The organism is Staphylococcus sp. HMSC061G12 (genome assembly GCF_001838465.1).
Lineage (GTDB): Bacteria > Bacillota > Bacilli > Staphylococcales > Staphylococcaceae > Staphylococcus > Staphylococcus simulans.
Map to the genome: position 1 here is coordinate 1 of NZ_KV837092.1, position 13,592 is coordinate 13,592.

The following is a 13,592-nucleotide window of genomic DNA, read 5'->3' on the forward strand; positions in this document are numbered from 1 at the left end:
ATTTTGGACTGTATTTATGTCCCAGCCCCTTTTTATTTAAATTATAGCTTTTAGTGCTATCTTGTATTTCTTATTTATTTTCAAAGCGATCGACAATGGCTTGTTTAGCCCCTTCTTCCGCAGTATTATCCAATTGACGCGGTTCAAATGGAATACCTTTACGAATACATGCTTGCTCTAATAAGTAATCTGTAATTTCATGGTTCTTCGGTAAAATAGGGCCATGTAAATAAGTGCCTAACAAGTTTTTATAATGAATGCCTTCTTTACCGTCTTCATCGTTATTACCAAATCCATGCGTTACTTTTCCTAATGTATCATAGTTATGATACGTTCTGCCGCCGTGATTTTCAAAACCGACAATTGTTCCGAATGTATCACTTTCAATGACAATATCACCTGTCAGACGTTCTTTTTTAGATTGTGTATAAAAATCTAAAATACCTAGGCCTTCAAGCTCTGTCCCATCAGGTGTGATGTACTTATTACCTAAGAATTGATAACCGCCGCAAATTGTTAATCCAGGCATGCCTTCTTCTATGGCATTTTTCAATTTACTTTTGATTTTACTTAATTCTTTCGTCGCAAGCGCTTGTTCACGGTCACTGCCGCCGCCGATAAAGAAGATATCACATCCATCAAAAGTTACACCTTCTGTTTCATTGACTTCAACAACGTTCAATTTGATATTGCGCCATTTTGCGCGTTGTTTTAATGCGATGATATTACCGATATCGCTATATAAATTCAATTTATCTGTCATAAAATGATATAACGTTAATTCATTCATCTTTGTTCCCTCATTTCAAACGAACGGTTTAATTGCTCTAACATCGGCGCAAGTGATGTATAGTTCGGAATTGCGACAGTCTTACTTGGATAATCCATTGTTTTAGCTGTCGCTTTATAAATATCACGTTCTACAATAACTGGTACATCCACTTCAGCAAGTTTTAAACGTAATTGTAATTCTTCAGCACGATTACCTGTGACAATAATTGCTTCTATATCTTGTTCGCTTAGTTTTTCAAAGTCAGCATCGTAAATCCATGAAATATCTCTGCCATCTGCCGCATGGTCATTTAAGCTGATGACATAGACTTTTTTGCCTTCAAGCTGTTCGCCCATAGATAAACTTGCATTCATCCCTGCCGGGTTTTTCGCCAAATTAATCATGGCTTCTTTTGAACCTGATTTGAAATACTGCATACGTCCATTATCTGATGTATATGTTTCAAAGCCTTTACGGATAGATTCATCATTTAAACCTAATTCACGTAAAACACTATACGCTGCGATGGCGTTATAAGCATTAAAGTCACCAGCAATTTTCATATCGAATGTTGTATCACCAATCGTTAAATGAATAAAAGGAGATACTGTGAACTTAGACACTTCATACTTCGGTTGCTCACGTTTAAAACCACATTCGCAATGATAATGACCGATTTGATTATAGTGAATATAATCATACACTAATAAGCGACCACAGTTCGGACAATATTTGCTTTCATTCATCGTACTTTGTTCAAACTCATGTGCATGTGCTTTCATGCCGTAATAGACATTAGATTCACTCGCAATTTTTAAACGACTCACAAATGGATCATCGGCATTCAATAATAGTTTAATGCCTTTATGACTGATGGCTTCTGCGATGTTGTTAACCATAATATCAATTTCACCGAAGCGATCCATTTGATCGCGGAAGAAGTTCGTGAAGACCATCATTGTCGGTGTCATTTCTTTTAACACTCTTGGTATAGAACCTTCATCGATTTCAATAATTGCGATTTTTGTATCTGGTTGAGATTGTACGATGAATGCAGATGTAATCCCTGCAGCCATATTCGCACCTTCATTATTATGAATTATTTTTATATTATTGGCCTTTAATGTATGACCTATTAAATTCGACGTGGTTGTTTTACCGTTTGTACCACTAATAAATACAACATCATCGACTTGTTCTGCTAAATTTCGTAGTATATTTTTATCAATTCTTCTGGCTACTTGCCCTGGTAAATCTGTACCGCGTTTGCCTACAGCACGGCTGGCTCTGCGCGCTAACTTGGCTAAGTTGATCGCCGTCCATTGTCTCATTCGCTTCACTCCTCTAAATATCAACCTGAATAATTATAACACGTCTCAGACTTTAATTAAAAATATTCTATAAACACTATCAAAGTCAAACACTTGACTCTCACTTTCCTATCCAGTAGTATTTTATTACTTAAATCATCACATATAGAAAGGTCGAATTACTTTTGAAACACCAAAATGCATTTGTTGCGTTGGACTTTGAAACCGCAAACGGTAAGCGTACAAGTATTTGTTCCGTCGGTATGGTTAAAGTAGTTGAAAATGAAATTGTTGAAACGTTTTATACATTAGTGAATCCTAAGGACTACTTTTCTAATCAAAACATCAATGTACATGGCATTAAACCTCAAGATGTTGAAACAGCGCCTGACTTCAATTTTGTGTTGCCTTACATGATGCAGTTTATAGATAATTTACCAGTTGTTGCGCATAATGCCGCATTTGATATGACAGTAATGCATGCCAGCATTCAAGCCTTAGGTTTACAGACACCCAATATGACTTACTTCTGTTCACTACAACTTGCTCGTAGAACCATTAATAACCGACGGTACGGTTTAAAATACATGATGGATTATTATCATTTAGATTTTCATGGACACCATGATGCTTTAAATGATGCTAAAGCTTGTGCCATGATAACTTTCAGATTACTGAAGCACTACAACAGTTTATCTGACATGCTTGCAGTCTATGGTAAAAATTTAACAGATAAAGGATAACCGATTGAACTTACCTGAATAAATGTTCAACCGGTTATTTTTTTCTAAAGAAAATCATATATCGACATATTTTGATATTCTGTTTTTTCTAAATTACCCACTGTTACTCCAATTAGCCTGATGGGTACCTCTGGATCTTTAAGTTCGTTGTAAAGTGTATAAGCAATATTATAAATATCAATCTCATTTCTAACCGGATCTCTTAAGCTACGTTGTCTCGATAATGTTTCAAATTGATGTGTTTTAATTTTTACCGTTACAGTTTTGCCTGATTTTTGAATACGACTCAATCGTTCTGCTGTCTTCTCACTTAACTCTCTGACTTTCAATAATATTTCTTCATCATCATTAACGTCAGTTGTAAAGGTTCTTTCAGTGCCGACTGATTTACGGATACGATGGGCTTTAACAATATTAGTGCCGCGTCCTCTGGCTTTCTCGTATAATCCATGTCCACGTTTACCAAATATCCGTATTAATTCGCGTTCATCTTTTTCATATAAGTCTTTACCGTTGTAGATGCCATGTTCATGCATAATGGCTTTGGTTGCTTTACCGACACCTGGGAAACCGCCGATATCTAAGTTCATTAATATCTCGTGGACATTTTGATAATTAATAATCATCATACCGTTCGGTTTATTCATACCACTGGCGAGTTTAGCGAGGAATTTATTGTAGGAAATGCCGGCTGAAGCGGTTAATCCGGTCTTTTCCCAAATATCATTTCTAATATACTGTGCAATGGCAGATGCTGGAAGATCCGGACGTACCAGATGCGTGATATCTAAATAAGCTTCATCTAGCGATAACGGTTCAACGACTTCAGTATAACTTTTAAAGATATCCATAATTTCTTTAGAGGTTGCTCTGTAAACATCAAAGCGAGGTTGAATATAATAACCATTCGGACAAAGTTTATGTGCTTGTGCCATTGGCATCGCAGAATGCACCCCATACTTTCTCGCTTCATATGAGGCCGTTGTCACAACACCACGTCCACTTGCTTTTCCTCCGACAATGACAGGCTTCCCTCTCAATTTAGGATTATCTCTTACTTCTACTTGTGCATAAAAATAATCCATATCGATATGCACAATACGTCGCTCTTCCATACCATTCACCTCCATTAAACAATGTACTTATCATCTATTATATATTATCTTGGCAAGCTTTAATTATTTATTACCTATGACGTGTTTGAATTTCACTAAAATACGATAATTAATTTCAGTAATTATTAATTATATTACCTTTACATTACCTTAACAAAAAGAATTCGTTTATTTTTGTTTAACTTTATTATAAAAAGGTATAACTAACTAGACTCGAGTACTTAATTGTTCTTTAGTCACCAAATCACGTTAGAAGGAGGATTCAATATGACAAACAATGAAAACAAAATGAGTCATGAAGAAGCTGGACGTAAAGGTGGAGAAAAAACGGCACAAGAATACAACTCAGAACACTTCCAAGAAATCGGTCAAAAAGGCGGAGAAGCTCAATCTAACACAAGTCAATCACAATCAGACAGTAATCAATCACAATCAGACAGTAATCAATCAAATTCTAACAATGGATCAAACGATGAAAACAAAATGAGTCACGAAGAAGCTGGACATAAAGGTGGAGAAAAAACAGCTGAAGAATACAGTTCAGAACATTTCCAAGAAATCGGCCGCAAAGGCGGAGAAACGACTTCAAAAGAAAATAATGATAACTAATATTCAACAAAGAGGCCGGGGTCACACCTAGCCTCTTTCTTATACATAACTGCACAAAATAAACGAGGCATCTTCTATGTGAAAAAACCTCGTTGTTTCGATATACATAATTTTTGATTATAATCTTTCAAACAATGCTACTGTCTCAATGTGTGTTGTTTGTGGGAACATATCGACAGGCGTGATTTCTTTTAACGCATAGTTTTGCGCAAGAATTTGGGCATCACGTTGTTGTGTAGCTGGATTGCATGAAATATAAACAATGCGTTTCGGATTTAATTCTAACAGTGTGTTTAAGAATGTTTCGTCACAACCTTTACGTGGCGGATCGACCATGACAACATCAGGTTGAATGCCTTGTTGTTTCCAGTCTAAAATCACTGATTCAGCTTTACCGCAGACAAAAGTTGTATTATCGTAGCCATTCAATTGCGCATTTTTCTTCGCATCTTCAATTGCGGCAGGAACGACTTCAACACCATAGACATGTTTCGCTTTATCTGCCATATATAATCCAATAGTACCTATACCGCAATACGTATCAAGCACTGTTTCTTCGCCTGTTAATTGTGCGTATTTCATCGCTTGATTATATAATTTAACTGTTTGTGATGAATTGATTTGATAGAATGACTGATCGCTGATTTCAAATTCCACTGAATCCAACTCATCAATAATTTCATCTTTACCATACAATGTTTTTGATGTTTTGCCCATTATCACATTTGAATGTGTTTCATTGATATTTTGAATGACACTTTTAATATTCGGCATCGCATTGACCAATTTCTCAACAATCGGTTTAGCTTGTTTAAACTTTTTACCGTTCGTCACAAAAATAATCATCACTTCACGTGAGACATGGCCTACTCGAATAATGACATGACGTAATAAACCTTGTTTCTTTCTTTCATTATAAATGGATACGTCATGCTCTTTCAGTAAGGCACGAATCGAACGCATCAATTGGTTTTGAATGCTGTCTTGAATAATACATTCATCCATATCAATAATATCGTGACTGCGTTGGCGATAGAAGCCCATAATCGCATCTTGTTCTTTATTCAAGCCGACAGGAATTTGTGATTTATTTCGATAGTTCCAAGGATTCATCATGCCGATCGTATCATTGATAACCGTTTGCTCAAACTTTCCTTTACGGTGAAATAGATTCACAACTTGATTACGTTTCATTGTTAATTGTGATTGATAATCTAAGTGTTGCAGCTGGCAGCCTCCGCATTTGTCATAGTAAACACATGGAGGCGTCACACGTTCAGCACTTTCTTTATGAATCTCTAATAATTTACCAATCGCAAAGTTTTTATTTACTTTGATTAATTTATATTCAATTTCTTCATTAGGCAAGGCATTCGGCACAAAGACTGGGTAACGGTCTATTTTGACTACACCATGTCCTTCATGAGTTAAGTCGATAACCTCGCCTGTAAAGATTTGATTTTTCTTTAATGTTTCCACACTGTAACCTCCATAGAAAAAAGGTCAGGCTTGTGATTAAGTCCTAACCTTTCATCTGCTTACTTCTCTAATCTTGTTCAATTAATTCTTTATTATCTACATTAGCTGGTGTATATACTTCAATATGCTGCTTTAAATTTAAGAAATTGGCAGGTAATTGACCACCATACTCCCCATCTACATTAAGCGGCATTTGTTCAAAAGATGATACATTAACTGATTTTGCTTTTTCATATGTGACTTTCGGATGTTTAATATGTTCCCCTCTTGAAGCTAAAGTCATGATATGACCCAGTTCTGCTAAATTCGCTTTTTCAACGATAATCAACGTAAAATAACCGTCGTCCAATTTCGCATCTGGAACTAATTTTTCAAAGCCTGCCATTGAATTTGTCAATCCAAGTAAAAACAACAGGATTTCACCTTGGAAGACTTTTTGATCATATTCAATACGGACATCCACATTTTTCATTTGCGGCAACATTTCCATACCTTTGATGTAGTAAGCAAATGGTCCAACAAATGTTTTTAATTTACTAGAAGTTTCATAAGAGACTTCAGTAATACGTCCACCTGCAGCTAAATTAATAAAATATCGGCTATTCATTTTACCGATATCTACTTTAACTGTATGTCCTTTAATAATGACATCTACTGCACTTAATATATCAGTGGGTAAATGTAAGGCACGACCAAAATCATTTACCGTTCCCATTGGAATGACACCGATTTTAGGACGATTCGGATGTTCGGCTATCCCATTAACCACTTCGTTTAATGTGCCGTCACCACCAGCAACGATGAGTATTTCATAATCTTCATGCAATGCGCGTTTTGCTTCAATCGTCGCATCTCCTGCTTTTTGCGTTGCATATGCACTTGTTTCAAATCCTGCTTGTTCCATTTTAATCAAGACTTCTGGAAGCATTTTTTTAAACAATTCCTTGCCTGAAGTCGGATTATAAATAATTCTAGCTCGTTTTCTCATAAATAATCCCTCATCATTTTTACTCAATTTCAATTTTAAATGATTTCCGCTTCAGTTGAAAGTATTAATGGTTGAAATCAATGAAATTCGTTTTTGAAACCACCTTATCAAAATAAAAAACCCGCAGAGATTACAATCAGTAATCACTGCAGGTTATACAATCAATTAGCGTTTATCTAATTCTTGTTGTAATAATTTGTTAACGATTTGAGGGTTGGCTTGACCTTTAGACGCTTTCATAATTTGACCGACTAAGAAGCCTTTCGCACGGCCTTTACCGTTTTTGAAGTCTTCAACAGATTGAGGGTTATTATCTAATGCTTCTGTTACAAAGTTTAATAATACAGACTCATCTGAGATTTGAACTAAACCTTTATCTTCCATGATTTGTTTAGCATCTCCGCCATTTTCAGCTAATTCTGGGAAGACTTTTTTCGCGATTTTACTGCTCATAGTGCCGTCTTCAATCAACTTAATCATACCAGCTAAGTTTTCAGGTGTTAATTTTGTATCTTGAAGTTCAACTTGGTTTTTGTTCAAGTACTCATTAACGCCACCCATTAACCAGTTAGAAGTTAATTTTACATCAGCGCCATGCTCAACTGCTTCTTCGAAGAAATCAGACATTTCTTTCGTTAATGTTAAGACATGCGCATCATACGCAGGTAATCCGAATTCTTCAACATATTTTTTCTTACGTACGTCTGGTAATTCTGGAATTGTTTGACGTACACGTTCTTTCCATGCATCGTCAATGTATAATGGTACGATGTCTGGTTCTGGGAAGTAACGGTAGTCATCTGAACCTTCTTTAACACGCATTAAGATAGTTTTACCAGTAGACTCATCGAAACGACGTGTTTCTTGAAGTACTTCGCCGCCATTTAATAGTTCTTCTTCTTGGCGTTTTTCTTCATATTCTAAACCTTTACGTACATAGTTGAATGAGTTCAAGTTTTTCAATTCAGCTTTTGTACCGAATTCTTCTTGACCATATGGACGTAATGAAATGTTAGCGTCACAACGTAATGAACCTTCTTCCATTTTACCGTCAGATACGCCAGTATATTGAATAATTGAACGTAATTTTTCAAGGTAAGCATAAGCTTCTTGAGGTGAACGGATATCGGGCTCAGATACGATTTCGATTAACGGTGTACCTTGACGGTTTAAGTCTACTAATGAATAACCGTCTTTATGTGTTGATTTACCCGCATCTTCTTCCATATGAAGGCGTGTGATACCGATACGTTTTGTTTCACCATCTACTTCGATATCAATGTAACCATGTTCCCCGATAGGTTGGTCAAATTGTGAAATTTGGTAAGCTTTCGGGTTATCTGGATAGAAATAGTTTTTACGATCGAATTTAGATTCAGTCGCAATTTCCATGTTTAATGCCATTGCAGCACGCATTGCCCAGTCAACGGCACGTTCGTTTACAACTGGAAGCACACCAGGGTATGCTAAGTCGATCACATTCGTATTTGTGTTTGGTTCTGCTCCGAAATGTGCTGGTGATGGAGAGAACATTTTAGAATCTGTTTTCAGTTCAACGTGGACTTCTAGTCCAATGACTGTTTCAAAATGCATCATTAACACTCCTTATAAATTTTGATATGCATCATGTAAGTTGTATTGTTGTTCGAATTGATGAGCGACACGGTAAAGTGTTTTTTCATCAAACGGTTTGCCGATAAACTGTAATCCGATCGGTCTGTTATTAGTTTGTCCGCAAGGTACTGAAATACCTGGTAAGCCGGCAAGGTTAACTGGAGTAGTTAATAAGTCGTTTGCATACATTGTCAACGGATCATTGATTTCTTCACCTAAGTTGAAGGCAGCTGTTGGTGTTGTAGGACCAACGACTACATCATAGTCTTCAAATACTTTGTCAAAGTCTTGACGAATTAACGTTCTGACTTTTTGTGATTTTTTGTAGTAAGCATCGTAGTAACCTGAACTTAACGCGAATGTACCAAGTAAAATACGACGTTTAACTTCTTTACCGAAGCCTTCACTACGTGAGAATTTATAAAGTTCATCTAATGTTTGTGCTTCTTTTGAATGGTAACCATAACGAATACCATCGAAACGAGATAAGTTAGAAGAAGCTTCTGATGATGCGATAACATAGTAAGATGGAATACCATAGCCAGTATTTGGTAATGATACTTCTTCTACGATTGCACCTTCACCTTCTAAAATTTCAACAGCGTTACGTACCGCTTCTTTCACTTCATCAGATACACCTTCACCTAAATATTCTTTAGGTAAAGCAATTTTCATACCTTTAATATCTTTACCGATATCTGAAGTGAAGTCATTATCTTCAACTGGAGCACTTGTAGAATCGTTTTTATCTACACCTACAATTGTTTCTAAAACAATTGCATTATCTTTTACATTACGTGTTAAAGGTCCGATTTGGTCTAATGAAGATGCGAATGCAACTAAACCAAAACGTGATACACGACCGTATGTCGGTTTCATACCCACGATACCGCAGTATGCTGCTGGTTGACGAATAGATCCACCAGTATCTGAACCTAATGAGAATGGAACTAAACCTGCTGCTACAGCTGCTGCTGAACCACCTGATGATCCACCTGGCACTGCTTTATGATCGAATGGGTTAACTGTTTTCTTGAAGTAAGAAGTTTCAGTTGAACCACCCATTGCAAATTCGTCCATATTTAATTTACCGATTAATACTGCATTTTCAGCATGTAATTTTTTCATTACTGTTGATTCATAAATCGGTACAAAGCCTTCTAACATTTTACTTGCACATGTTGTTTCTAGACCTTCTGTAATAATGTTATCTTTGATACCCATTGGGATACCGAAGAGTTTACCTTCCATTTGGTCTTTCGCTTGCAATTCATCCAGCTCTTCAGCTTTCTTGATTGCATTCTCTTTATCTAAAGCTAAGAATGATTTAATTGTCGGATCTGTTTCTTCAATTGCATCATAAATATCTTTTACAACTTCAGAAGGTTTGATTTCTTTGTTCTTAATCATTTCGCTTAACTTTTCAACTGATTCATAACGAATAGACATTACGCATCCTCCCCGTTGATAACTGATGGCACTTTAAATTGACCATCTTCTGTTTCTTTTGCATTTTTGAGCGCAAGCTCTTGAGGAATGCCTTTAACTGCTTTATCCTCTCTTAATACATTTTGTAAATCTAATACGTGATACGTCGGTTCTACATCGCTTGTATCAGCTGTATCGATTTGTTGGGCAAAGTTTAGGATTGTTTCTAATGTGTCTTGCATTTCTGTTGTTTCCTCTGGTGAAATATGAAGTTTAGACAAATTTGCAATATGTTCAACTTCTTCACGTGATACTCTAGCCATTAATGAACTGCCTCCTTATTAATACTTCATCATAAAATTGTATCAAAAAAACTGTCAAAAATCTAAATTTTTTAGTTCAAAATACCCACATATCAGGTAATGACTCCCCTTTAACTTAATCATTCTGAACTTCAATTGCAAATCATTACCATTAATTCAACAGAAGCTTTGATGTAATATGAACGTTTATACATTCAAAATTATAAAAATACTACTAATGTGCTTTAAAGCATTGAAAACCCTTTCATTACAGAAAGCGTTTAAAATGCCACTGTTGAGCGGTTTATATTTAACATTGTTATAAAATAACTATTCCTTTTTTTCAGAATTGTTGTATAATAATGCGTATACATTGAATCATCAATGAGAAAAAGGGGGGAACCACGATGTTTATTTTAGGTACTTCAGTGAGTAGCCAAATCGATGCTGACTGGCAAACATACATCATGATTGGTGTATACTTTATCATTCTAGTTATCATCGGTATCTATGGTTACAAACAGTCAACGGGAAATTTAAGCGAATATATGTTGGGAGGCCGAAACATCGGCCCGTACATTACAGCGCTGTCAGCCGGAGCTTCTGATATGAGCGGCTGGATGATTATGGGATTGCCTGGTTCTGTCTATGCGACAGGATTATCCGCAATTTGGATTACGATCGGTTTAACACTGGGAGCATATTTGAATTACTTTATTGTCGCACCAAGATTACGTGTTTACACAGAAATTGCAGGCAATGCGATTACCTTGCCAGACTTTTTCAAAAATAGATTAGATGATCATTCAAACATTATTAAAATTATCTCTGGTCTCATTATTGTCGTTTTCTTTACGTTATATACGCATTCCGGGTTTGTATCTGGAGGTAAATTATTTGAAACTGCATTCGGACTGAATTATCGATACGGCTTGATTATGGTAGCTGTTATCGTTATTTTTTACACTTTTTTAGGCGGTTACTTAGCTGTTTCAATTACTGACTTCTTCCAAGGTGTCATCATGTTGATTGCGATGGTTATGGTTCCAATCGTAGCCTTATTAAAATTAAATGGTTGGGATACATTCTCACAAATCGCAGATATGAAACCTACTAATTTGGACTTATTCAGAGGAACTACTGTTTTAGGTATTATCTCACTCTTCTCGTGGGGGTTAGGTTACTTCGGTCAACCTCACATTATCGTTCGTTTTATGTCGATTAAATCTTTTAAGCTCTTACCAACTGCGCGTCGTGTCGGAATTTTATGGATGGCAGTCGGACTTGCGGGTGCATGTTTAGTCGGTTTGACTGGTATTGCATTTGTGCCAGACTACAATGTTACACTTCACGATCCAGAAACACTATTTATTATCATGAGTCAGATTTTATTCCATCCATTAGTCGGTGGCTTCTTATTAGCAGCCATTTTAGCAGCAATTATGAGCACGATTTCTTCACAACTGCTTGTAACATCAAGTTCATTAACTGAAGACTTCTATAAATTGATTCGTGGTAAAAAAGCAAACGCACAAAAACACGAAAAAGAATTTGTATTAGTCGGTCGTTTGAGTGTTATGGCTGTAGCGATTGTCGCAATTTGGATCGCATGGTCACCTAACGATACGATTTTAAACTTAGTTGGTAACGCTTGGGCAGGCTTCGGAGCTTCATTTAGTCCACTTGTTTTGTTCTCACTTTATTGGAAAGGTTTAACACGAGCTGGCGCAGTCAGTGGTATGGTAGCAGGCGCATTAACTGTTATTGTTTGGATTGTATTCATCAAACCAATGGCTGATGTTTCAGAAATCTTCGGTATGTATGAAATCATTCCAGGATTTATTATGAGTGTCTTAGTTACATACTTGGTCAGCAAGTTTACACAAAAACCAAGTACACGTACAGTCAATGAATTAGATGAAGTTAAACAAATTTTGCATAGCTAATTAAAAAATCATTATCAATACAAAGGGCAGGAACTTCTCGTTCCTGCCCTATTTGTGTTATAAGCAGCTGCATTTCCTTTTCACTTAATCTGCTAAGCTTATAGCTTAGTTATTTGAATCATCATGTTTCGCATAAGATTGGCTAGTGATTTGACCACCATTCACAATCACATCTTCCTTAGGGAATGGCGTTTCATCAAAGAAGTGTGTTAATAAATCTTTAACACCTTTTTCAATACGTAATTGTGCTTCAACAACCATACCTGAATAATGAATAGTCATCGCATTACGCGGCATCGTTCTCCACGGATGATCTGAAGGTGCAGGTTGTGGATACCATACATCTCCACCATAGCCTTGAAGATGATTTTCTTCTATCATTTTAACTACTTCTTCTTTGTTTACTATCTTACCGCGTGCACAGTTTACAATATAGCTGCCATCTTTCATTTGACTGATTGTATTATAATCAAATAAATCATCTGTTTCAGGAGTAAGTGGTGTTGTAATAATCAACACATCACTTTTATGCACTAACTCATCAAAATTCACATATTTTGAGAAGTCTGTATCTTCTTGGCTAGAACGTCTATAGTGAATAATATCTACGTTAAACGGTTTTAAACGCTCTCCAACTAAACGACCAATTCTGCCTAAACCAAAAATACCAATCGTTTTATTTTGAAGTTCAAAGGCATGGTTCGTTACTTGTGTTAAGTTCCAACCACCCTCTTCTGATTGGCGATGACCTTCTTCGTAATTTCTAACTAAGATTAATGTTGTCATCACAATATGTTCAGCTACACTAACCGTGTTTGAGTCTGTGACTTCTACCACTGAAATATCATGTTCGCTTGCTGCTTCTAAATTCACATGGTCAGAACCTACACCTGCAGTGATTGCTAATTTTAAGTTAGGTGCTTGTTCAATTCGTTCTTTTGTCATATATGCAGGGTAAAATGGCGCGCTAATAACAACGTCCATATCTTTAAGATGTTGATCTAAATCATCTTCTCCATCTTTCAATACGACCAATTCATGTCCACGTTCTTCTAAAAAAGGACGTAGATTTAACGCAGTATAGTCATCTAACACGTTGTTTTCTGTTTGCCCTTTTGTAGCTTCTGGAAATAGTGCTACAATTTTCATTTATATATCACCTTTTTCTAATTTTGATACATCATTGTACTTTTTCCCATCAAAATTTGTATTAAACTGTACCAGGTAGTACTTCAATATATTGTCAAAAAATATAGGCTCTTTGTCAAATTCGGTTGATATATAAA

12 protein-coding genes are annotated in these 13,592 nt (G+C 36.1%); 3 read left to right on the plus strand and 9 right to left on the minus strand.

Annotated elements, in window-relative coordinates; all coding sequences use genetic code 11:
* Positions 1 to 70 precede the first annotated feature (70 nt).
* Complete coding sequence (locus HMPREF2937_RS07985; protein WP_070864359.1) at positions 71 to 790, minus strand: lipid II isoglutaminyl synthase subunit GatD; 720 nt, start codon at positions 788 to 790, stop codon at positions 71 to 73.
* On the minus strand, positions 787 to 2,103 hold the full coding sequence (locus tag HMPREF2937_RS07990; RefSeq protein ID WP_002481669.1) for a lipid II isoglutaminyl synthase subunit MurT: 1,317 nt from the start codon (positions 2,101 to 2,103) through the stop codon (positions 787 to 789). The genes HMPREF2937_RS07985 and HMPREF2937_RS07990 overlap by 4 nt, the downstream gene beginning before the upstream one ends.
* A gap of 164 nt (positions 2,104 to 2,267) precedes the next feature.
* On the opposite strand from HMPREF2937_RS07990, the gene HMPREF2937_RS07995 reads away from it, so the two are divergent.
* Positions 2,268 to 2,825 (plus strand): 3'-5' exonuclease, encoded by a 558-nt coding sequence (locus HMPREF2937_RS07995; protein ID WP_023015864.1) that lies wholly within the window; start codon positions 2,268 to 2,270, stop codon positions 2,823 to 2,825.
* 44 nt (positions 2,826 to 2,869) lie between these two features.
* On the opposite strand, the gene dinB is transcribed toward HMPREF2937_RS07995, so the two are convergent.
* Positions 2,870 to 3,940 (minus strand): DNA polymerase IV, encoded by a 1,071-nt coding sequence (gene dinB, locus HMPREF2937_RS08000; protein ID WP_002481671.1) that lies wholly within the window; start codon positions 3,938 to 3,940, stop codon positions 2,870 to 2,872.
* Between the two features lie 267 nt (positions 3,941 to 4,207).
* On the opposite strand from dinB, the gene HMPREF2937_RS08005 reads away from it, so the two are divergent.
* Positions 4,208 to 4,549, plus strand: a complete 342-nt coding sequence (locus HMPREF2937_RS08005) for a hypothetical protein (RefSeq protein ID WP_070864360.1) — start codon at positions 4,208 to 4,210, stop codon at positions 4,547 to 4,549.
* Positions 4,550 to 4,666: 117 nt separating this feature from the next.
* On the opposite strand, the gene rlmD is transcribed toward HMPREF2937_RS08005, so the two are convergent.
* From rlmD to gatC, 5 genes are all read right to left on the minus strand, one after another.
* Entirely contained in the window at positions 4,667 to 6,028 is a 1,362-nt protein-coding gene (gene rlmD / locus HMPREF2937_RS08010) for a 23S rRNA (uracil(1939)-C(5))-methyltransferase RlmD (protein WP_070864361.1), read from the minus strand.
* 67 nt (positions 6,029 to 6,095) lie between these two features.
* Positions 6,096 to 7,016, minus strand: coding sequence for a diacylglycerol kinase (locus HMPREF2937_RS08015; protein WP_070864362.1), 921 nt, complete (start codon positions 7,014 to 7,016; stop codon positions 6,096 to 6,098).
* 165 nt (positions 7,017 to 7,181) lie between these two features.
* Complete coding sequence (gene gatB, locus HMPREF2937_RS08020) at positions 7,182 to 8,609, minus strand: Asp-tRNA(Asn)/Glu-tRNA(Gln) amidotransferase subunit GatB (protein WP_037556606.1); 1,428 nt, start codon at positions 8,607 to 8,609, stop codon at positions 7,182 to 7,184.
* 12 nt (positions 8,610 to 8,621) lie between these two features.
* Positions 8,622 to 10,079 carry an Asp-tRNA(Asn)/Glu-tRNA(Gln) amidotransferase subunit GatA gene (gene gatA, locus HMPREF2937_RS08025; protein WP_002481676.1) on the minus strand — a complete coding sequence of 486 codons (1,458 nt, stop codon included), beginning with the start codon at positions 10,077 to 10,079 and terminating at the stop codon, positions 8,622 to 8,624.
* A complete protein-coding gene (gene gatC / locus HMPREF2937_RS08030) occupies positions 10,079 to 10,381 on the minus strand; it encodes an Asp-tRNA(Asn)/Glu-tRNA(Gln) amidotransferase subunit GatC (RefSeq protein ID WP_002481677.1) in 303 nt (100 codons plus the stop codon). The genes gatA and gatC overlap by 1 nt, the downstream gene beginning before the upstream one ends.
* A 386-nt stretch (positions 10,382 to 10,767) precedes the next feature.
* Here gatC and putP point away from each other — a divergent pair, with 386 nt between their 5' ends.
* Positions 10,768 to 12,306, plus strand: a complete 1,539-nt coding sequence (gene putP, locus HMPREF2937_RS08035) for a sodium/proline symporter PutP (protein WP_070864363.1) — start codon at positions 10,768 to 10,770, stop codon at positions 12,304 to 12,306.
* Positions 12,307 to 12,411: 105 nt separating this feature from the next.
* Here putP and HMPREF2937_RS08040 read toward each other — a convergent pair whose 3' ends face one another.
* The gene (locus HMPREF2937_RS08040; RefSeq protein ID WP_070864364.1) at positions 12,412 to 13,455 is read right to left on the minus strand and encodes an NAD-dependent formate dehydrogenase; all 1,044 of its coding nucleotides are present in this window, start codon (positions 13,453 to 13,455) and stop codon (positions 12,412 to 12,414) included.
* Positions 13,456 to 13,592: the final 137 nt, after the last annotated feature.